Raw genomic sequence first — 18,987 nt, forward strand, 5'->3', positions numbered from 1 at the left:
AGAGCGTGGCCGGCATGGCGGGAAGCGTGGACAGCTGTCCGGCGCGCCACCCGGAGCCGCCGCCGGCATGCTATGAGGCGCCATGCGTTCCGACATCGACCTCGGCCTGACCGGCGAGCGCCCCGCGCTCCTCGACCTCACCGAACTGCTCGCCACGCGGCTCCTGGTCCAGGGCAATTCGGGCTCCGGCAAGTCGCACCTGCTGCGGCGGCTCCTTGAGCAGAGCGCCGGGCTCGTGCAGCAGGCGATCATCGATCCGGAGGGCGATTTCGCGAGCCTCGCCGACCGCTACGGCCACGTGGTCGTGGAGGCCGATGGCGACGATGTCGCCCTGCAGCGGATCGCCGCCCGGGTGCGCACCCATCGTGTCTCGGTGGTGCTGTCGCTGGAAAATCTCGATGCCGACGGGCAGATGCGGGCGGCCGCCGCCTTCCTGGGCGGCCTGTTCGACGCCGACCGCGACCATTGGTATCCGATGCTGGTGGCGGTGGACGAGGCGCAGCTCTTCGCGCCCGCGGCCGCCGGCGAGGTTTCGGACGAGGCGCGGCGCCTGTCGCTCGGCGCCATGACCAACCTGATGTGCCGCGGCCGCAAGCGCGGGCTGGCCGGGATCATCGCGACGCAGCGGCTCGCCAAGCTCGCCAAGAACGTCGCGGCCGAGGCGTCGAACTTCCTGATGGGCCGGACCTTCCTCGACATCGACATGGCCCGCGCCGCCGACCTCCTCGGCCTGGAGCGCCGCCAGGCCGAGACGTTCCGCGACCTGCCGCGCGGACATTTCGTGGCGCTCGGGCCGGCCCTGTCGCGTCGCCCCCTCACCATCGCGGTCGGCCCGACACAGACCGTGAGCCGAAGCTCCTCACCGGTGCTGGTTCCCCTTCCCGATCCAACGGAGGACGCCCGCGCGCTCATCCTCACGGCCAGTCCGGCGGAGATCGCGATTCCGCTGGTGCCCCGTCCGAAGCCAAGGCCGATGCCGGCCCCGGATGTGCTAGTTCAGCTCGCGAATTACCGGCCGCCGGCGCCCGCGGAGGAGCCGGAGGAAGAACCGATGGATCCGGAGGCCCGCCAGGCGGCGCTGGCCGAGGTGCTCGCCTCAGTCCTGGCGGATGCCGATGCGGCCGCCTGCACGCCCGCCACCCTCTATCAGGACTTCACGGTCCGCTGCCGCATCCGGCGCCTGCGCGGCGACACGATGGGGCTGCCCGAGTTCAAGCGGCGGCTCGCGGTGGCGCGGGCGGAGGCCGGGGGGGCGGTGACGGACAATTCCGGCTGGGAGCGGGCGCAGGAGATCGCCGCGGGCCTGCCGGACGATCTCGCCGGGCTGTTCCTGGTGGTCGCCCGGGCGGCGATCGAGGGGGCGCCCTGCCCGACCGACGCGATGCTGGCCGAGGCCTACGGCACCAGCTCCGGTGGACGCGCCCGGCGGATGCTCGCCTATCTGGAAGAGCGCGGCGCGATCATCACGCGGAAAGACCTGCGCGGCGCGCCGATCATCGCGGTGCCGGATCTCGGCGTGGAGACGGGGCCGGGTGAGCCGCAGATGCTGCCGACCGGCCCGAAACGCCGGGCGGTTTAGTGCGTGGCGAATCGGCCCGTCATCGCGAGCGCAGCAAAGCGACCCATGGCGGCGCGCGGCCGGTCAGCGTGGCGCTTCCCTGGATTGCTTCGCTGCGCTCGCAAAGACGCGAGCGGCAACGCGGTCAGGCGCCCCGGGCGACTTCCAGTTTGGCAAGCTCCACCGCTGCCCGGAGCTCGATCTCGGCCATGAGCCCGTCGAGGCGCGGATCGCCCGAAAGGCCTCCGCGCTCATTGAGCCGGCCCGCGATGGTCCGGAGTTCATGGGTGGCGACCCGGCCGCCCAGGATGGCGGCCTTCAGCCGGTCGAGGCCGTCGAGGAGGTCCTGACCGCGCTTGGCCGAGCGACGGCGCCGCTCCTGCGGGGTCTCGCTCTCGGCCTGGAGGAGCAGGACCGCGTCGAGCCCCGCCAGCGTGGCCGCTGCCGCGGGGGCGCTAGCGCTCGCGGCGGAACCGGGCGCGGCGCCGAGGCTGAAGCCTCCTCCGCCCTCTGGCCGCCGGGTGGCCGCGACGCCGCCCGCGCTCTGGATCGGCTGGCGAGTCTCGACGCGCATGATCCCGTTCGCGTTGCTTCAAGCGCCCCTGCGCAGCACCAGTAAGTCGGCCCGCAGGGTTAAGCGCGGGTAAACGGCCCGGCAGAAGCTGCCGGGTGGGCAGCTTCCGTGCCGGCCCCGCGCGACGGCGCGCCCGGCGGCCCAGGGATAAAGCTCAGTCTTTCAAGGGCTTGCCGTTTCAGGCTGGTTGGCACGGCCCTGGCAGGATGGCGGCAGGTCCGTTCACCCTCGAATTGCCGGCATGCGCCCGAGTCCCGCGTTCAGTCTTCTTCGATCCCTGCTCGGTGCCCTGACCGGTGCGCTGCTCCTCGTCGCGCTGTCCGGCCCGGCGCTCGCCCTGTCGCGGGTCAAGGATCTCGCCTCCATCGAGGGCGTGCGCCAGAACCAGCTCGTCGGCTACGGGATCGTGGTCGGCCTCAACGGCACCGGCGACACGCTGAACAACATCCCGTTCACCAAGCAGTCGCTCCAGGCGATGCTGGAGCGCCTCGGCGTCAACACCCGCGGTGCGACGATGCGCACGCAGAACCTCGCCGCCGTGATGGTGACGGCCAATCTCCCGCCCTTCGCCGCGCAGGGCTCGCGCATCGACGTGACCGTCTCGTCGCTGGGCGACGCGAAGTCTCTCCAGGGCGGCACGCTCCTGGTGACCCCGCTGCTCGGCGCCGACGGCGAGGTCTATGCCCTGGCTCAGGGCTCGGTGGCGATCGCCGGTTTCTCGGCGGAGGGCGACGCCGCCAAGATCACCCGGGGCGTGCCGACCAACGGCCGGATCTCCAACGGCGCCAATATCGAGCGCGAGATCGCGTTCAAGCTGAACGATGCCCGCTCGCTGCGCCTGTCCCTGCGCAATCCCGACTTCACCACATCGAAGCGGATCGCCGCCGCGATCAACGACTTCATGGGCGCCGATACGGCCGAGCCCACGGATCCGGCAACCGTCACGATCCAGATCCCGGCGCGCTACAACGGCAACATGATCCGGCTGATCACCGAGGTGGAGCAGCTCAAGGTCGAGCCCGACCAGACGGCCCGGGTCATTGTCGACGAGCGCTCCGGCATCATCGTGATGGGCCGCGACGTGCGCGTCTCCACGGTCGCCATCGCGCAGGGCAACCTCACGGTCACCATCACCGAGCAGCCGCAGGTCAGCCAGCCGGCGCCGCTGTCCAACGGCCGGACCGTGGTGGTGCCGCGCACCGGCCTGAAGGTCGATACCGGCGAAGGCAACAAGCTCGCCCTCGTCAAGGAAGGCGTCAGCCTGCGCGAGCTGGTGGACGGCCTCAACGCCCTGGGGGTCGGCCCGCGGGACCTGATCTCGATCCTCCAGGCGATCAAGACGGCGGGCGCCCTGCAGGCCGATATCGAGCTGATGTGATCTAACGGAACGGGAGGGTCGAACCATGCTGCAGCTTGCCACGTTCGCGGCCAATGCCGCCGCCGGCGTCGGGACCTCGGCCTCCGCCGGCGCGGCCGACGGCCTCGTCAAGACCGCCAACACGGCCAAGGCCTGGAAGACCGCGACCGAATTCGAATCGATGTTCCTCGAGAGCAGCCTCGACCGGCTGACCCAATCGGAGGGGACCGACGGCCCGCTCGGCGAGAACGGCACCGGCGGCGGCGTCTACCGCTCGATGTTGACCAAGGAATACGCGGGACAGATCGTGAAGAGCGGCGGCGTCGGCATCGCCGCCTCGATCTTTCGTGAGATCATGAAGCTGCAGGGCGCGACGAGCGAGGGAGCGAGCAATGCAAAGGGCTGAACCGCTGCGCGTCGCGGACCGCGTGACCGCCGAGGCGCTCGTCGCGGGCGTGCTCGGCAACATGGCCGCGCTGGAGAGCGTGCTCGCCGACGAGGCAGCGCATGTCCGGGCCGGGCGTCTGCGGGAGGGCATGGTGGCGGCCGAACCGAAGGCGGCCCTCGCCGCCGCCTACATGCAGGGCCTGGAGGTCGCCAAGGCGAACGCCGTCGCGCTGAAGCGTTTCCATCCCGACGGGGTCGAGATGCTGCGGGCGGCGCATCGCCGCTTCACCGTGGCGGTGGAAGCGAACCAGACGGTCCTGGCCAGCGCCAAGACCGTCTCGGAGGGGCTGATCAAATCGCTCGCGGAGGAGATCGGGCGCGCGCAGATGCCGACGGGCTACGGCCGCCAGGCTCCGGCACCATCCCCGTACGGCCGCGGCGTGCGCAGCGGCCCGCTGGTCCTGTCGCGGAGCCTCTAGGCACCGCTTCAGCGGCGGCCGTTGCCGATCCGCACGTAGGTCCGCACCTCGCCGAGATCCGTGTCGGCCCGGTTGTCGATGGCGAGGCGGCCCGCGGCGACCGGGGCTGCCGCAACCCCGTGCCCGGCGCGCATGTCCATTCCGGCGGTGACGCGTCCGGAGATGCGGACGCAGCTGTCGCTGCCCGGCATGCGGACGAAGCCCGGCCCTTTCGACGGACACGGCATCAGGCCCGGCGTGACGGGCGCCTTCTGCAGATCGACGGCCAGGGCTGGACCCGCGACAACCAGCGCCGCAAGGGCCGCGATCGGCGGAAGCAGCCTGCCCATCTCAGGCGGCCCGTCGGGCGAGATCGCGCAGGCGGATCTCCAGAGCGACGGTGCAAGTATCGGGATGGCCGCAGCCGGCGCGGTACGCATCGACCGCCTGCTCGGCCATGACGACCGCGCCGATCCGTTGCGCAAGACCGAGACGGCGGACGGACTCGACGGGCGCGGATAGCGACACGCGGGCCTCTCCTCGTTGGAACGACGGCTAGGATGCACGTCCGCACCCCGCGGTTCAATCCGGGAAAACGGCAACGCTGTGATCGGGATGGTGGATCCAGAACCGGCGCGCGACAGGCGGATGCGCGTCGTCCCACGATGCCCGGGCGGCCTCGGATTGTCGGCGCCGAGGCCGCCCGGGAAAGGCCGACCTCAGCTGATGTAGTTGACCAGCGACAGCTTGGAGAGCGACGCCGTGACTTGGTAGCTCGCCTGAAGGCGGTTCTGCACGTCCAGCAGCTTGGCGACAACTTCCTCGGTGGGCGCCTGCTCGATGCCCGCGAGCGTGTTCTGAAGCGTGTTCTGGCTTGCCTTGTTCGTCGTCGCCGCGTTCGACATGCGCGTCGATGCCAGGCTGAGCTGTGTCACCGTATCCTGCACGCTCGGGAGCGCACCGGTCGAGGACGTGCCGGGGCTGGTATCGGCCGACGAGAGAAGGGGCTGCGCTTTGCCGCTGATCGCGCTGTAGATCGCGGCCGCGTTCGGATCCGACGAACTCGGCATGCCGAGCGCCACGGTCGCGAGGCCCGCGAGCACGTTGCTGATCGCCGGCTGATTGGCGCGAACACCAACTTGAACGCTGCTCCCCGCGCTGACCTGCACCGATTGAGTGCTGAGCGGGTCCGTCGACCCATTCTCGCCCTGGTACCACACGACAGTGTTCGCGGCGGTGGTCGTCGCGTTCGGAGCGGAGAAGAAGGCACTCGCCGCACGAGCGGTCGAGTTCGCCGTCAGCGTGCTGCCGGCGGATGCCGACAGGGCGCTGGTCAAGGCGTCGTTGAGGTTCTTTGCCGTCGCAGCCGCGTCCGCGCCGATCGCGAAGCCCGTGCTCGAGGACGCGGGCGTGGTGCCGCTGGCCGCTGCCGTCAGCGTCACCGTGGTCGTCGTGTTGTCGGGCAGCTGCAGGGTCAACGTCAGGCTGTCGCCCGCAACGGGCTGCTGATTGACATCAATCGTGACGGCGTTCGACATCCCGGTCGACCCGGAAACGTAATTCGCGGCGATGCCTCCCGCGATGGGAAGCGCGGAAGCCCCGGTGATCACGTAACCGGAGCGTGGGGACACCTGGGAACTGGGGTCATCCGAAAGCGTGATTTTGGTGTTGATCGGTACGCCGTTGCTATCCAGTGTCGGGTAAGTCTGGCTCAGGCGTCCGTTCTTCAGCGGACCGACATCGGCCGCAACTTGGTTTGCAACGAATGTCTTAAGGCCAATCTGAGTCCCGTTCCCGTTCAGGATCGTGTCTGCGTCGAGGACAGGCTGAGTCGAGCTGTTTGCGCCGCCGAACAAGTAGTTGCCCGCCACCGACTGATTCAATGTATCGAGGGCCGCCTGAAGGTTGTTGAGCGCGTTGGTCTTCGCGGCGGTCGCATTCACCGGCGTGCTCTGCAGGCCGTTGTTCAACGTGTTGCGCGCATCGATGCCCAGCGTCGCCACCTGCGTCAGGCTGGTCACCGCGACGTTCGTCCGCGTCTGCGCGGCGTTGATTCCGGCGGCGTAGCCGGTGAGTGCGCTGAGGGTCGCCTGGGCGCTCAGGGCCGTGGACCGCCCGGATCCCAGGCCGCCATAGGTCTGCGCGGTCAGCCCGCTCGAGAGCTGCGTCGACAGATCGTTGAGCTGATTCTTCAGCGTTGTAAGCTGGGCGGCATTCCGCGTCGTCAGGTAGGAGCCGGCCGCGAAGGGTTTGATCGTGGTCATGATCAGATCTGCAGCAGCTGGTTGAGCATGTCGCGGGCTGCAGTGAGCACCCGAGCGTTGGCACCGTACGCGTTCTGCAGGGCGATCAAGTTCGACATCTCTTGGTCAATGTTGACCCCGGCGCCCGCCGAGAACCGGCCCTGGGCCGTCGAGAGCGCGGTCTGCTGTGTGGCGTCGAGCGCCGACGCGTTTGACGAGGCGGCCCCCTGCGTCGAGATGATGTCCTGCGCGAAACCCACCACTGTGGCGTGATACGGAGCCGAGACGCCGCCGATGCCGCTCGCCGACGAGAAGGTCTGCTGCGTGGAGGTCAGCGCAGAGAACAGCTGCTGAGCCCGCGCGCCGGATGCCGTCATATCGGTGGCGCTCGTGGCCGTCAGCGCCGCCGTCTTTCCCGACAGATTTCCGTTGACGGTGATGCGCTGCGCGAAACCGGTGAGCTGCGACCCGGAATCGAGGGAGCCGGTGTAGAGCCCATTGCCCGCGCTTTCGACGAACAGGGGGATCTGGGGATAGCCCGATGTGGGATCCGTCGAGGTGGGGACGGTGATGTTCGCTGTAGCCGCAAGCGGAGGCGCGCTGGCCGCGTTCGCGATGATCAGGCTCGCGCCGCTGCCGCTCGCCGAAAGGTTTGGGTCAATGAGTTTGAGAGCCTGGTCGATCTGCGCCGGGTCCACCGGGAGTTGAATCTTCGCCACCAGTGCATTGGGATCGACGGTCTGGCTGGCGGTGATGGGCGACGTGGTGTTGGACGCCACCAAGATGATGTTCCGCCCGGTGCTGTTCGCGTTGGCCGGGATTGTCAGGGTGTTTCCGGCCTGCATACCTGTGAGGTTGATCGTGGCAGAGGTGCCCGTGCCCTGCGTCGCCTGCGTCGCGGTGACCTGCTTGTCGGTCAGCGAGCTCGCGAGCCCCGCCGCGAGATCGTCGAGCTGGCGCTGCGCCTGCGGCAGCGTCTGATCGCGCAGCTCGATCTGGGCCGCCAAACTGCCCGAGCGCAGCACGCCGGGCTCGCCGAGGTCGATCTTGCCACCGCCGGGCAGCGTGGCGGTGATCGTTCCGACCGTGCGCGGCGTGGCCGAATAGGACGAGTTCGCGCTCAGCGTGCCGCGTCCATCGAAGCTCAGCGACGCGGCATTGCCGCGATCGACCAGCGTCGCCCCCGATTGGGTCAGGACCGTCACGGTCCCATCGCTCTGCGCGGTCGTTTTGACATCCATGTAGCTCGACAGGTTGTTGATCGCCTGATCGCGCTGGTCCTGGAAGTCGGCCAGGGACGTGCTGTCCGTGGTATTCTGGATCTTCTTGTTCAGATCCGCGATGCTGGACAGGATCGAGCTGGCCGATTGCGTATCGGTGCCGAGCTGCGCCTCGATCCCGGTGCGCAGATTCTGCACGGAATTGGCGGCTCCGTTGATCTGGCTGGCGAGCGCCGCGGCGTTGCTCAGCACCGTCGTTCGGGCAGCCGCCGAGGTCGGATTGGCGGCGAGTTCCTGGAGCGACTCGGTGAACGTGTTCAGCGTGCCGTCGAGCGCCGTGGAGCTGCCGGGCGTGCCGTAGAGAGCGTCGAGCTGAGAGATGATCCCGGATTTGGTGCTCGTATAGGCGGCGCCCGAGGTTTCCAGCCGAAGCTGCTTCAGGGCCGCCGCATCGAAGCTGCGGGTGACCGTCCCGGAGGCGACGCCCAGGTTGTTCGTGCCGGTCGCGACGGACGTGAGCGTCCGCTTGACGTAGCCGGCCGTCCCCGCATTGGCGACGTTCTGCGAAACGATGTTGATCGCCGCCTGAGTTGCGGCGAGCCCCGCGGTCGCATTGGACAGTGCGTTCAGCGACACTTGCAGCCTCCCCAGCGGCCTCCGGAAAACCGATTATCGAATCACGTTCAGCAGGTCCGACATCATGGTCTGGGCGGTCGACATGACGCGCGTGTTCGCAGAGTAGGCCTGCTGGGTTACGATCATCTTAGAGAACTCGGTCGCAATGTCGGTATTGGATTGCTCGAGGCTCGCCCCCGTGATGGTGCTGCCATTGAGGCCCGCGATCGGCGGTCCGGAATCCGCGGTCTGCAGGTAGTTTCCTTTCGAATCGGCCTTCAATCCGTCCGGATCGGCGAACTGCGCGATCCCGGCGGTGGCGAGCGCGACCACCGAACCGTTCGAGAACGTACCGTTGATCTTGCCGTCGGTGCCGACCGCGACACTCGTCAACGTGGCGGAGGTATTTCCGTCTTGGCTCAGCGTACTGGTCGTCGTGGCGCCGCTGGCGTCGGCATATTGCGTCAAGCCCCCGGTCACATCCAGCTTGAGGTTTTTGAAGGTGTAACCGGCAATCGATTTACCGCTCAAATCAACGGTGGTCGTGCTCGGCGTGGTCGTGCTCGCGGCCGGCGAGGTCAATTTTCCCGTCGCGTCGAACGTGAACGGCGTGCCCGAATCGGTCCAGCTCGGCGTTCCTGCGGCGTTGCTGTTGTACATCAAGCTCCAGGTCGACGGCGATCCATTGCTGCCGGCGACTTTCTGGACCCAGCGCGTGTTGATCGTGACGGGTGCCCCCGACGATGTATAGGCTGTCAGCGATGGGCCGGCGATGCTGCCTGCCGGGTCGGCCGAGGGGCTGACCGTCGGCGTCGCCGGCAGGTTGGCTGAGTAGGTGATGGTCGTCGTCTCTTTAGCCGGCAGCACGGGGTTCCCGATCACGATCGGACCCGCGCTGGTGACCTGACCGGTCACCGGATCGAGGTTGTTTCCGGTGAGGTACCCGCCCGCACCGTTCATCAAGTGACCGTCGGCGGTCGGAGCGAAGTCGCCGCGACGCGTATAGGCGTTGGTCCCGCTGAAGCTCGCGGCCCCGTTGGCGTCTCCGGTCTTCTGAACCACCGTGAAGAAACCGGTCCCGCTGATCGACATGTTGGTCGGCACGCTGGACGCGACCACGTTGCCGGCGATGGTGTTGGTCAGTTGCGATTGAGCCAGAACCGAGCCGGCGACCTCCCGCTTCTGTGTCGTCTCCGCCATCATGTCGATGAAGCTGGTGTCGACGCGCTTGTAGCCGGTCGTCTGCGAGTTCGCGATGTTCCCGGAGATGTTGCTGATGGCGTAGGACTGCGCCTGCAATCCGGAGACTGATGTCTGAAGGGCGCTGAATAGATCCATGGCAAGCAATCCCGTTGCGCGCCCTGCCGGCTCGCAGGCACCGGCTGCCGCAACCGCCATGCCAGCGCTAAACCGTTGACGAATCAGGACGCGCCTCGCCAGGGCCCGGCAAGCTTGACCGGTCAGGGGCCCGGACTCGGCAGATCTTGCCGGGCAGCGCCGATCCGGGCGGCGCGTCGGCGTTTACGGCGTGTTATCCGGCGCGCGCGAGGATGCGCCGGGGCATAGGATCGGGCGCAACGCGTCCTGCCCGGAAGTGCTGAACAGATACGGATCTCGGATCTCAGGGTCATGCGGGCGAAACGGACGAGCCTCGTCCACATCATCTACTTCTCGCGCCTGAACCTGTCGTCGGACCCCGCGAAGCGGTCCGAGCAGATCGGCGAGATCGGCCGCACGGCTCAGAAGAAGAACGAGTTTGCGGTCATCACGAGTTTCCTGGTGATCGAGGGCAACTTCGCCTGCCAGGTGATCGAGGGCGAGCGCTCGTCGGTCCACGACACTTTCGACCGGGTGAACGCCGATAGCCGCCACCGGGACGTGCAGATCAGCGAGTGGCGCGAGATCACCAAGCGTGAATTCGTCCATTCCTTCAAGAGCGCCCAGCGCACGCCCGGGAACGAGACGCTGTTCGCCAAAGCGAATCTCCTGCCGATGCTCCAGCGTGGCACGCCGAAGGCTTCGGCGATCCACGGGCTGTGCCTAGCGCTCCAATCCGACACGATGTCCCGCCAGGGCATCGATCATCTCTTCGTCTGAGGCGAGCGATGTCCGACAGCGATACGAACCCGATCCTCATCGTCGACGACCAGGAGAAGCTTCTCCGCCTGATCGTGATGCTGATGACGCGCATCGGATTCCCCGACGTCGAAGGCGTCACCAGCGCGCCGGAGGCGCTGGAGCGGCTGAGGCAGCGCCGCTACGCGCTCGTGATCTCCGACCTCGACATGGAACCGATGGACGGGCTCAGTCTGCTGCGCGAGATCCGCGGCGACGACGCGCTGATGAACACGCCCTTCATGCTGACGGAGTCGTCCTTCGACTTCGAGGACATCAACCTCGCGCACCAGGCGGGCGCGGATGCGTTCATCCTCAAGCCGTTCGACATGGCGGTGCTGAAGACCAAGCTGAAGCAGGTGCTCAACCGCAAGCCGCGCAAGCGCGAGGCGCCGATCGCCGCGGAATCGAGCCTGAGCGTGGAGTTTCCGATGCTCGGGAAGTTCTGAAGGGAACGCCGTCACCGCAAGCACAGCGAAGCGACCCAGGGCGGGACATCTCCGAGTGTCACGGTTTCCCGGATCGGTTCGCTGCGCTCGCGACGCCGGGTGGGCGTCATCGAAGCGGTATTGCGGCCGGCTTTACGCCGCGCGCTTCTGATAATCCTTCACGTCGGTGAAGCGCACGGCCGGGTAGCGCTCCTCCTCGTAGCGGAGCGAAAACGCCGTGGTCGCCATGAAGACCGGCGCCCCGTCGAGATCCTTGGCCATGGCCGAGCCGTGCGTGTCGATGAACTTGTCGAGTTCGACCTCGGAATCCGATTCGATCCAGCGGCAGACCGAGAACCGCGAGGTCTCGTAATCCACCGGCAGGCCGTACTCGGCCTGTAGCCGTTCCTTCAGCACGTCGAGCTGGAGCGCGCCGACAACGCCGACGATCGCCTGGCTGCCGTCCTGCGGTACGAACACCTGGACGACGCCCTCCTCGCCCATCTGCTGCAGCGCCTCGCGCAGCTTCTTGGCCTTCATGGCGTCGGTCAGCTTGATCCGGCGCAGGATCTCGGGGGCGAAACTCGGGACCCCGCGGAACACGATGTCCTCGCCCTCGGTGAGCGTGTCGCCGATCCGGAGCGTGCCGTGGTTCGGGATGCCGACCACGTCGCCCGCATAGGCCTCGTCGGCGATGGCCCGGTCCTGCGCGAAGAAGAATTGCGGCGCCGAGAGCGAGATCGGCTTGCCGGTGCGCACCAGCCGGGCCTTCATGCCCCGGTTGAGCTTGCCCGAGCAGACCCGCATGAACGCGATCCGGTCCCGGTGGTTCGGGTCCATGTTCGCCTGGATCTTGAACACGAAGCCGGTCATGCGCGGCTCGGTCGGCTCCACGAGGCGCTTGTCGGCATCCTGGCCGCGCGGCGGCGGCGCCACCTTGGCCAATCCATCGATCAGGTCGCGGACGCCGAAATTGCGCAGCGCCGAGCCGAAGAAGACCGGCGTCAGGTGGCCCTCGCGGAACGCGTCGAGGTCGAAGGGCTTCAGCCCGCCCTCGGCGAGTTCCACCTCCTCGCGCCACGCATCGGCCGCGCCGTTCTCGGTGAGCAATTCGTCGAACAGCGGGTCGCCCGGTCCGGCGACCGTTACCATCCCGGCATCCTCGGCGGCGTCGAGCCGGCGCACGCGGTTGCCGCCGAGCTCGTAGGTCCCGGAGAAGTTGCGGCCGGTGCCGATCGGCCACGTGACCGGGGCGACGTCGAGCGCCAGGGTCTTCTCGATCTCGTCCAAGAGCTCGAACGGGTCGCGGGCCTCGCGGTCGAGCTTGTTGATGAAGGTGACGATCGGGATGTCGCGCAGGCGGCAGACCTCGAACAGTTTTCGCGTGCGCGCCTCGATGCCCTTCGCGGCGTCGATCACCATCACGGCCGAATCGACCGCGGTCAGGGTGCGGTAGGTGTCCTCCGAGAAGTCCTCGTGGCCGGGCGTGTCGAGCAGGTTGAAGACGCAGTCGCCGTACTCGAAGGTCATCACCGAGGTGACCACCGAGATGCCGCGCTCCTTCTCGATGCCCATCCAGTCGGAGCGGGTCGAGACCCGGTTGCGCTTGGCCTTCACCTCGCCGGCGAGCTGGATCGCGCCCCCGAACAGCAGCAGCTTCTCGGTGAGCGTGGTCTTGCCCGCGTCGGGGTGGGAGATGATCGCGAAGGTGCGCCGCCGCGACACCGGATCGGCCGGCCTCGCTTCGGTCTTGGTCTGCATCAGCATGGAGCGAACGCTCTGAGTCGGCGGAACGTGGTGGCGCGCGTCGGGCGCGGTCTCGGGATCGTGTAGCGGCACGCCCCGATCTTGGCAAAGACGCGGGGCTGATCGCGGCGTCCCTTCAGGGACCGTACAGGGGCCCGGCAACAGGCTTCGTGTGCCGATCCACGCCCCGCGAGGCCGTCATGTCGCGCGCCGCACCACGCTGTCTTCTGATCGCCGCTTTGCTGGTGGCCCCGGCAGGCCCCGGCCCGCAAGCGGGCGGTTCGCCCGCCGCCTCCGCGGCGGCCGATGCCGCCTTCCTCGACACCCTGACCTGGGGTGCAACGCCAGCATCCTTCGCGCGGCTCCAGGCCGAGGGGCGGGCACGCTGGCTGCACGGGCAGCTCCATCCGCACGCCGAGACGCGGCTGTCGCCGGATGCGCAGGCCGCCGTCGACGCGCTGACCCCGCCGGGCAGCCTGTTCGAGCGGGCCCAGGCGCTGGACGCGCAGGCCCGGGCCTTCAAGGACATCCCGGATCCCGAGGCCAAGAAGGCGGGACAGCAGGCCTTCCAGGCCGCGCTCAACATGGCGGCCCGGAATGCCGCCTCGTCTTGGGTCCTGCGCGCCCTCTACAGCCCGGACCAGCTGCGCGAGCGGCTGACGTGGTTCTGGTTCAACCGGTTCAACGTGCACCAGGGCAAGGCGACCCTGCGCGCCGCCGTGGGCGATTACCTCGACACCGCCATCCGCCCGCACGCGCTGGGACGCTTCCGTGACCTGCTGATGGCGAGCCTGCGCCACCCCGCGATGCTGCGCTATCTCGACAACGCCGACAACGCGGCCGGCCGCATCAACGAGAATTATGCCCGCGAGATCATGGAGCTGCACACGATGGGCGTCGGCTCTGGCTACAGCCAAGCCGACGTGGAGGCATTGGCCCGGATCCTGACCGGGGTCGGCATCGACCTGAAGCCCGAGGATCCAAAACTCCGGCCCGAGCACGCCGCCGATTTCCGCCGCGACGGCCTCTTCGAGTTCAACCCGAACCGCCACGATTATGGCGACAAGGTCTTCCTCGGCACACGCATCCAGGGCCGCGGCTGGGCGGAGGTCGAGGAGGCGGTTGATCTCATCGCCCGTCATCCCGCCACCGCCATGAACGTCTCCCGGGCGCTCGCCACCTACATCCTCGGGCAGGCGCCGGACGATGCGCTCGCGGCCCGGCTCGCCACCACCTTCACCCGCACGGACGGCGACGTCGCGGCGATCGTGGAGGCGCTGGTGCGCGAGCCAGCCTTTGCGGCCGACCGGGGCGGCACCTTCAAGGATCCGGTGCGCTACGTCTTCTCGGCCGTGCGCATGGCCTACGATGAGCGCGTGATCCTCAACGCCGGCCCGGTGCTCGGCTGGCTCAACCGGCTCGGCGAGGGCCTGTTCAACCGCTCGACGCCGGACGGCTACCCTCTCGACGCCGCGGCCTGGAGCGGGCCGGGGCAGCTCGCGACCCGCTTCGAGATCGCCCGACAGATCGGCTCCGGCTCGGCCGGGCTGTTCAAGCCGCCGACCCCAGACCAGCCCGAACAGCCGGCCTTCCCGGTCGTGGCCAACGGGCTCTACTTCGCGGCCCGGTCGGAAAGCCTTTCGGCTTCGACGCGGGCGGCGCTCGCCCAGGCGGTCTCGCCGCAGGACTGGAACACCCTCTACCTCGCCTCGCCGGAGTTCATGCGATGAACCGTCGCGACCTGATCCGCGCCGCCGCGGCGCTCGGCCTGTCCACGGCAGCTGGGCGCGTCTGGGCCGCCCCGAAGGCCGATGCGCGCCTGCTCGTGGTGTTCCTGCGGGGTGCCTACGACGCCGCCAACGTGGTGATCCCCACCGGCAGCGATTTTTATTACCGGTCGCGGCCGAACCTCGCCATCGCCAAGCCCGACGCCGCGGACCCGAAGGCGGCATGTCCGCTCGACGCGGACTGGAGCCTGCATCCGGCCCTGCGCGAGACGATCCTGCCCCTCTACGCCAAGGGGCAGGCGACCTTCGTGCCCTTCGCTGGCACAGACGACCTGACCCGAAGCCATTTCGAGACCCAGGACACGATCGAGATGGGCCAGACGGTCGGGGCCGCCCGCGACTACAATTCCGGTTTCATGGCTCGGCTGGCCGCGGAGCTGACCCGAGGCCGCCCGATCGCCTTCACCGACCAGATGCCGCTGATCTTCCGCGGCGGCGAGACCGTGCCGAACATCGCCATCAACGGGGTCGGCAAGCCCGGCATCGACGACCGGCAGGCGAGGCTGATCGCCGCCATGTACACCGGGACCAAGCTCGCCGCGGCCGTGACCGAGGGGTTCCGCGTGCGCGACGAGGTCTACCGCTCGATCTCCGAGCACGCGGGTCAGGCCGATCGCGGCGCGGTCTCGCCGAAGGGCTTCGAGCTGTCGGCGCGGCGCATCGGCCGCCTGATGCGCGACTCCTTCAACCTCGGCTTCGTGGATGTTGGCGGCTGGGACACGCACGTGAACCAGGGTGCTGGCACCGGCTATCTCGCCGACCGGCTGGGCGAGCTGGGACGGGGCCTGTCCGGCTTCGTCGAGGAGATCGGGCCCGGTTGGTCCGACACCGTGGTGGTGGTGCTGTCGGAGTTCGGGCGCACCTTCCGGGAGAACGGCAGCCGCGGCACCGACCACGGCCACGGCAGCGTCTACTGGATCCTCGGCGGCGGGGTCCGGGGCGCCCGCATAGCCGGGCCGCAGGTGCAAGCCGACGAGGCGCACCTGTTCCAGAACCGGGATTATCCGGTCCTGACCAACTACCGGGGCCTGCTCGGCGGCCTGTTCCGGCGCCTCTACGGGCTCGATCAGGCGAGCCTGCGCCGGATCTTCCCGAGCGCGGATCCGGCGGATCTGGCGCTGCTGTAGGGGCCCGGATTCAGGCCGCCGCAGCCGCCAGCGTGCGCAGGTCGGCCACCAGCGCGTCCACCCGCTCGGGGCGCGCATCCCAGGCGAACATGAAGCGCGCCCCGCCGCCGATGAAGGTGTAGAACCGCCAGCCTCGGGCACGCAGGCCGTCCATGGTGGCGACCGGCATCGTCAGGAAGACGGCGTTGGCCTCCACGGGAAACAGCGCCCGTACCCCCGGCAAACCGGCGACGGCCTCGGCGAAGCGCCGGGCGCAGGCATTGCCGTGGGCCGCATTCCTCAGCCAAGCGCCGCTTTCCAGCATGCCGACCCAGGGGGCGGCGAGGAAGCGCATCTTCGAGGCGAGTTGTCCGGCCTGCTTGCAGCGGTAGCCGAAATCCTCGGCAAGCTTTGCGTCGAAGAACACCACGGCTTCGCCGGCATGCATGCCGTTCTTGGTGCCCCCGAAGCACAGAACATCGACACCCGAGCGCCACGTCATGTCGGCCGGGCTGCAGCCGAGGCTCGCGCAGGCATTGGCGAAACGCGACCCGTCCATGTGCAGCGCGAGCCCGAGCTCCCGGCAGGTCGCCGACAGGGCCCGCAGCTCGGCGAGGCTGTAGACCTGTCCGGTCTCGGTCGGCTGGGTGATGGTGACCACCCGGGGCCGCGGGAAGTGGATGTCGCTGCGGTTCTGGGCGAGCCCGCGGATTGCCTCCGGCGTGAGCTTGCCGCCCTCCGTCCGGACGGTCAGCAGCTTCGAGCCGTTGGAGAAGAATTCCGGCGCGCCGCACTCGTCGGTCTCGACATGGGCCGAGTCGGCGCAGATCACGCTGTGGTAGGATTGGCAGAGTGCCGCCAAGGCCAGGGCATTGGCGGCGGTGCCGTTAAAGGCGAAGAACACCTCGCACGGCGTTTCAAACAGCGTGCGGAAGGCATCCGCGGCGCGCTCCGTCCAGGCATCCTCGCCATAGGCCGGCGCGTGGCCGCGATTGGCCGCCTCCATGGCCGCCCAGGCTTCCGGACAGATGCCGGAATAGTTGTCGCTGGCGAATTGCTGCGAGTCGTCCTGTCTCATCCGCGCAACCTAGCACGGCCGGGGCGCAGATCGATCGCGCGGACAGGTTGGAACTGGTGCGCGCTTGGTGTAATAGCCCCGTCAAGGCGTGGGCTCCACGCCGATTCGGAAACCGACGTTCCCGTCCCTCCCGGGTTCATCCCGGGCGAGGGACGTTGTCGGTTTCCAGATCGGCGGCGGGCCGCGTGAGCCCGAAAATCCAGGTCCAGAGGATCAAGTCCGTTGCAGGTACTCGTTCGCGACAACAACGTCGATCAAGCGCTCCGCGTCCTCAAGAAGAAGATGCAGCGCGAGGGCATCTTCCGCGAGATGAAGCAGCGCAAGGCTTATGAGAAGCCGTCCGTGCGCAAGGCTCGCGAGAAGGCCGAGGCCGTCCGCCGCGCCCGCAAGCAGGCCCGCAAGACCGCGATCCGCGAGGGCCTGATCGCCGCGCCGAAGCCGAAGCCGCGTTTCCCCGCCGGCAGCCGCCGTCCGGGCTTCCCGTCGCCGTCGGCCACGCAGGGCCAGGGCGGCAACGCCTCGGGTCAGACCCCGGTCAGCCCGGCGCCCGCCGCCTGAGCGACCACACTTTGGATCCGGAAAAGCCCGGTCCGCGCAAGCGGCCGGGCTTTTTCTTTGCACGGTTCCGAAATCCAATCGGCCGCTAGGCCAAACCGCCGTTATTGCGCGCGAAGCGAAGCAATCCAGCGGCGCGACGTCAGGTGTCACGACGCCGTGGGTCGCATCGCCGCGCTCGCGATGACGGCTCGCAATGGCCGTCCTAGCTCACGCCGCCTTCGCGGCTATCGTGGCCCGCTCGGCCTGGACCAGCACGTCGAGCGCCCGCCACGGCTTCTGAATGTAGACCGCCTGATCGGGCAGGCGCGCATCCCGGCTCGCGCCGGAGGTGACGACCACGCGCACGTCCGGCCAGCGGCGGCCCACCGCCTGGGCGAGAGAGATGCCGTCCATGGCCCCCGGCAGGCGCACATCGGCGAAGAGCAGCGCCACCGTGACGTCGGAGCGTTCGAGCACCGAGAGGGCCGCCTCCGCGCTCTCACAGGCGATCACGCCCAGATCGGTCTCTTCCAGCACCGCGGTGGCGAGATCGCGCACCGCCGCATCGTCTTCAACGACGAGCGCGACCGGGCTGGAACTATCGGGCGTTGCGCGATCCATGAAAATCTCCTGATGACGGTGCGTTGCCCCGCGCCGGGTCACGGTCCGATGAGCGGACTTCTGATTCCCCGATTCGGCCATGCTGGCCTGTCAGGAGCCGGCTCACAAGAGTCGGTTCGAATCAGCAGGCGTATGCCTGTGTTGCAGTCAAGCCGCGTCACATTCGTGCGAAACGCCCGAAATTGGCGCAGTGGAGGGTCGGTTAAGAAACTGTTCACCGAAGCGGACCGACTGTTAACCTGCTGCGACAACGCGGACCCACCCCGGCGGGGCGTTCCCATCGGATCCAACGCGAACCAGAGCTGAAGGATCAACGTCCGACATGTGCCGTTTCCTCGCCTACAGCGGTGAGCCGGTCTTCCTCTCCGACCTCGTCTGCGCACCGACCCACTCGCTGGTGCATCAGTCGCTACACGCCGATGAGGGTAAAACCGAAACCAACGGGGATGGGTTCGGCATCGGCTGGTACGCGGAGCGGCCGGAACCGGGGGTCTATCGGGACATCTCCCCCGCATGGTCGGACGAGAACCTCGTGAACCTGTGCGGGCAGGTTCGGGCGCGGACATTCTTCGCGCATGTCCGCGCCTCGACCGGCACCGCCACCGCCCGGGCCAACTGCCACCCATTCGTCTTCGGCCGGCAGATGTTCATGCACAACGGGCAGATCGGCGGCTATCATCGGATCAAGCGCCGGCTCGAGGCCATGATCCCGGACGCGTTCTACGATCATCGGCGCGGCAGCACCGATTCCGAGGCGCTGTTCCTGCTGGCCTTGGCCAATGGTCTCGAGGAGGATCCTATCGGGGCCATGGCGCGCACCCTGCGGTCCGTTCGTGAGCTGATGGAGGCCGCCAATGTCTGCGAACCGCTGCGCTTCACCGCGCTGCTGACCGACGGCGAGACCCTGACCGCCTATCGCTGGGCCTGCGACGGTCGTCCGCCGAGCCTGTATTACCGCGATGGGCCCGGCGGCATCGTCGTGGTCTCGGAGCCGATCGACGGGTGCCGCGACGGCTGGCAGGTCGTCCCCAAAGGCGGCACCCTCCGCGCCCGCCGCGGCGGGCCGACGGTGGTGGAAATTCCCGAGCGCGCCCGCGCCGCCGCCTGAATACAATCCGGCCCAGCCATGCCGCAGAAGGCATTGCCCATGGGCGTGC

At 68.4% G+C, this 18,987-nt stretch carries 19 protein-coding genes; 10 read left to right on the plus strand and 9 right to left on the minus strand.

Going from position 1 to position 18,987, the window contains the following annotated elements:
* The first annotated feature begins 82 nt into the window (after positions 1 to 82).
* Complete coding sequence (locus tag JOE48_RS09915) at positions 83 to 1,579, plus strand: ATP-binding protein (protein WP_210029494.1); 1,497 nt, start codon at positions 83 to 85, stop codon at positions 1,577 to 1,579.
* Positions 1,580 to 1,703: 124 nt separating this feature from the next.
* Here the strand turns inward: JOE48_RS09915 and JOE48_RS09920 are convergent, their stop codons facing one another.
* Entirely contained in the window at positions 1,704 to 2,132 is a 429-nt protein-coding gene (locus tag JOE48_RS09920; protein ID WP_210029495.1) for a flagellar assembly protein FliX, read from the minus strand.
* Positions 2,133 to 2,373: 241 nt separating this feature from the next.
* On the opposite strand from JOE48_RS09920, the gene JOE48_RS09925 reads away from it, so the two are divergent.
* The 3 genes from JOE48_RS09925 to JOE48_RS09935 are packed head-to-tail and all read left to right on the plus strand — an operon-like array spanning position 2,374 to position 4,355.
* Positions 2,374 to 3,510: a flagellar basal body P-ring protein FlgI gene (locus JOE48_RS09925; protein WP_210029497.1), complete on the plus strand. Its 1,137-nt coding sequence runs from the start codon at positions 2,374 to 2,376 to the stop codon at positions 3,508 to 3,510.
* A gap of 25 nt (positions 3,511 to 3,535) precedes the next feature.
* Positions 3,536 to 3,895: a rod-binding protein gene (locus JOE48_RS09930; protein WP_210029499.1), complete on the plus strand. Its 360-nt coding sequence runs from the start codon at positions 3,536 to 3,538 to the stop codon at positions 3,893 to 3,895.
* The gene (locus JOE48_RS09935; RefSeq protein ID WP_210029500.1) at positions 3,882 to 4,355 is read left to right on the plus strand and encodes a hypothetical protein; all 474 of its coding nucleotides are present in this window, start codon (positions 3,882 to 3,884) and stop codon (positions 4,353 to 4,355) included. Before JOE48_RS09930 ends, JOE48_RS09935 begins: the two co-directional genes overlap by 14 nt.
* An 8-nt stretch (positions 4,356 to 4,363) precedes the next feature.
* On the opposite strand, the gene JOE48_RS09940 is transcribed toward JOE48_RS09935, so the two are convergent.
* The 5 genes from JOE48_RS09940 to JOE48_RS09960 form a co-directional block, all read right to left on the minus strand.
* Positions 4,364 to 4,684: a hypothetical protein gene (locus JOE48_RS09940; protein ID WP_210029502.1), complete on the minus strand. Its 321-nt coding sequence runs from the start codon at positions 4,682 to 4,684 to the stop codon at positions 4,364 to 4,366.
* 1 nt (position 4,685) lies between these two features.
* Complete coding sequence (locus JOE48_RS09945) at positions 4,686 to 4,862, minus strand: hypothetical protein (RefSeq protein WP_210029504.1); 177 nt, start codon at positions 4,860 to 4,862, stop codon at positions 4,686 to 4,688.
* 191 nt (positions 4,863 to 5,053) lie between these two features.
* Complete coding sequence (locus JOE48_RS09950; protein WP_210029506.1) at positions 5,054 to 6,598, minus strand: flagellin; 1,545 nt, start codon at positions 6,596 to 6,598, stop codon at positions 5,054 to 5,056.
* A gap of 2 nt (positions 6,599 to 6,600) precedes the next feature.
* Complete coding sequence (gene flgK, locus JOE48_RS09955) at positions 6,601 to 8,433, minus strand: flagellar hook-associated protein FlgK (RefSeq protein WP_210029508.1); 1,833 nt, start codon at positions 8,431 to 8,433, stop codon at positions 6,601 to 6,603.
* 33 nt (positions 8,434 to 8,466) lie between these two features.
* The gene (locus tag JOE48_RS09960) at positions 8,467 to 9,750 is read right to left on the minus strand and encodes a flagellar hook protein FlgE (RefSeq protein ID WP_210029510.1); all 1,284 of its coding nucleotides are present in this window, start codon (positions 9,748 to 9,750) and stop codon (positions 8,467 to 8,469) included.
* 291 nt (positions 9,751 to 10,041) lie between these two features.
* On the opposite strand from JOE48_RS09960, the gene JOE48_RS09965 reads away from it, so the two are divergent.
* Positions 10,042 to 10,509 carry a BLUF domain-containing protein gene (locus JOE48_RS09965; RefSeq protein WP_210029511.1) on the plus strand — a complete coding sequence of 156 codons (468 nt, stop codon included), beginning with the start codon at positions 10,042 to 10,044 and terminating at the stop codon, positions 10,507 to 10,509.
* Positions 10,510 to 10,517: 8 nt separating this feature from the next.
* On the plus strand, positions 10,518 to 10,976 hold the full coding sequence (locus JOE48_RS09970; RefSeq protein WP_210029512.1) for a response regulator: 459 nt from the start codon (positions 10,518 to 10,520) through the stop codon (positions 10,974 to 10,976).
* A 132-nt stretch (positions 10,977 to 11,108) separates the two neighbouring features.
* Here the strand turns inward: JOE48_RS09970 and JOE48_RS09975 are convergent, their stop codons facing one another.
* Positions 11,109 to 12,722: a peptide chain release factor 3 gene (locus JOE48_RS09975; RefSeq protein ID WP_210035676.1), complete on the minus strand. Its 1,614-nt coding sequence runs from the start codon at positions 12,720 to 12,722 to the stop codon at positions 11,109 to 11,111.
* Positions 12,723 to 12,901: 179 nt separating this feature from the next.
* On the opposite strand from JOE48_RS09975, the gene JOE48_RS09980 reads away from it, so the two are divergent.
* Both JOE48_RS09980 and JOE48_RS09985 read left to right on the plus strand, forming a co-directional pair.
* A complete protein-coding gene (locus JOE48_RS09980) occupies positions 12,902 to 14,431 on the plus strand; it encodes a DUF1800 domain-containing protein (RefSeq protein WP_210029513.1) in 1,530 nt (509 codons plus the stop codon).
* Complete coding sequence (locus tag JOE48_RS09985; protein WP_210029514.1) at positions 14,428 to 15,615, plus strand: DUF1501 domain-containing protein; 1,188 nt, start codon at positions 14,428 to 14,430, stop codon at positions 15,613 to 15,615. Before JOE48_RS09980 ends, JOE48_RS09985 begins: the two co-directional genes overlap by 4 nt.
* Positions 15,616 to 15,625: 10 nt before the next feature.
* On the opposite strand, the gene JOE48_RS09990 is transcribed toward JOE48_RS09985, so the two are convergent.
* Positions 15,626 to 16,672 carry a low specificity L-threonine aldolase gene (locus tag JOE48_RS09990; RefSeq protein ID WP_210029516.1) on the minus strand — a complete coding sequence of 349 codons (1,047 nt, stop codon included), beginning with the start codon at positions 16,670 to 16,672 and terminating at the stop codon, positions 15,626 to 15,628.
* A 222-nt stretch (positions 16,673 to 16,894) separates the two neighbouring features.
* On the opposite strand from JOE48_RS09990, the gene rpsU reads away from it, so the two are divergent.
* A complete protein-coding gene (rpsU, locus tag JOE48_RS09995; protein WP_210029518.1) occupies positions 16,895 to 17,230 on the plus strand; it encodes a 30S ribosomal protein S21 in 336 nt (111 codons plus the stop codon).
* A 207-nt stretch (positions 17,231 to 17,437) separates the two neighbouring features.
* On the opposite strand, the gene JOE48_RS10000 is transcribed toward rpsU, so the two are convergent.
* Positions 17,438 to 17,830 carry a response regulator gene (locus JOE48_RS10000; RefSeq protein WP_210029520.1) on the minus strand — a complete coding sequence of 131 codons (393 nt, stop codon included), beginning with the start codon at positions 17,828 to 17,830 and terminating at the stop codon, positions 17,438 to 17,440.
* Between the two features lie 322 nt (positions 17,831 to 18,152).
* Between JOE48_RS10000 and JOE48_RS10005 the strand changes: the two genes are divergently transcribed.
* Positions 18,153 to 18,938 carry a class II glutamine amidotransferase gene (locus JOE48_RS10005; RefSeq protein ID WP_210029522.1) on the plus strand — a complete coding sequence of 262 codons (786 nt, stop codon included), beginning with the start codon at positions 18,153 to 18,155 and terminating at the stop codon, positions 18,936 to 18,938.
* Positions 18,939 to 18,987: the final 49 nt, after the last annotated feature.

The sequence above is a fragment of the Methylobacterium sp. PvR107 genome (assembly GCF_017833295.1).
Lineage (GTDB): Bacteria > Pseudomonadota > Alphaproteobacteria > Rhizobiales > Beijerinckiaceae > Methylobacterium.

Coding starts and splice junctions, on each gene's coding strand:
- JOE48_RS09960 (WP_210029510.1), bottom strand. CDS start 9,750: ATGGATCTATTCAGCGCCCTTCAGACATCAGTCTCCGGATTGCAGGCG.
- JOE48_RS09950 (WP_210029506.1), bottom strand. CDS start 6,598: ATGACCACGATCAAACCCTTCGCGGCCGGCTCCTACCTGACGACGCGG.
- JOE48_RS09940 (WP_210029502.1), bottom strand. CDS start 4,684: ATGGGCAGGCTGCTTCCGCCGATCGCGGCCCTTGCGGCGCTGGTTGTC.
- JOE48_RS09935 (WP_210029500.1), top strand. CDS start 3,882: ATGCAAAGGGCTGAACCGCTGCGCGTCGCGGACCGCGTGACCGCCGAG.
- JOE48_RS10005 (WP_210029522.1), top strand. CDS start 18,153: ATGTGCCGTTTCCTCGCCTACAGCGGTGAGCCGGTCTTCCTCTCCGAC.
- JOE48_RS09970 (WP_210029512.1), top strand. CDS start 10,518: ATGTCCGACAGCGATACGAACCCGATCCTCATCGTCGACGACCAGGAG.
- JOE48_RS09980 (WP_210029513.1), top strand. CDS start 12,902: ATGTCGCGCGCCGCACCACGCTGTCTTCTGATCGCCGCTTTGCTGGTG.
- JOE48_RS09915 (WP_210029494.1), top strand. CDS start 83: ATGCGTTCCGACATCGACCTCGGCCTGACCGGCGAGCGCCCCGCGCTC.
- JOE48_RS09975 (WP_210035676.1), bottom strand. CDS start 12,722: ATGCTGATGCAGACCAAGACCGAAGCGAGGCCGGCCGATCCGGTGTCG.
- JOE48_RS09965 (WP_210029511.1), top strand. CDS start 10,042: ATGCGGGCGAAACGGACGAGCCTCGTCCACATCATCTACTTCTCGCGC.
- JOE48_RS09985 (WP_210029514.1), top strand. CDS start 14,428: ATGAACCGTCGCGACCTGATCCGCGCCGCCGCGGCGCTCGGCCTGTCC.
- JOE48_RS09920 (WP_210029495.1), bottom strand. CDS start 2,132: ATGCGCGTCGAGACTCGCCAGCCGATCCAGAGCGCGGGCGGCGTCGCG.
- JOE48_RS09990 (WP_210029516.1), bottom strand. CDS start 16,672: ATGAGACAGGACGACTCGCAGCAATTCGCCAGCGACAACTATTCCGGC.
- JOE48_RS09925 (WP_210029497.1), top strand. CDS start 2,374: ATGCGCCCGAGTCCCGCGTTCAGTCTTCTTCGATCCCTGCTCGGTGCC.
- JOE48_RS09930 (WP_210029499.1), top strand. CDS start 3,536: ATGCTGCAGCTTGCCACGTTCGCGGCCAATGCCGCCGCCGGCGTCGGG.
- JOE48_RS10000 (WP_210029520.1), bottom strand. CDS start 17,830: ATGGATCGCGCAACGCCCGATAGTTCCAGCCCGGTCGCGCTCGTCGTT.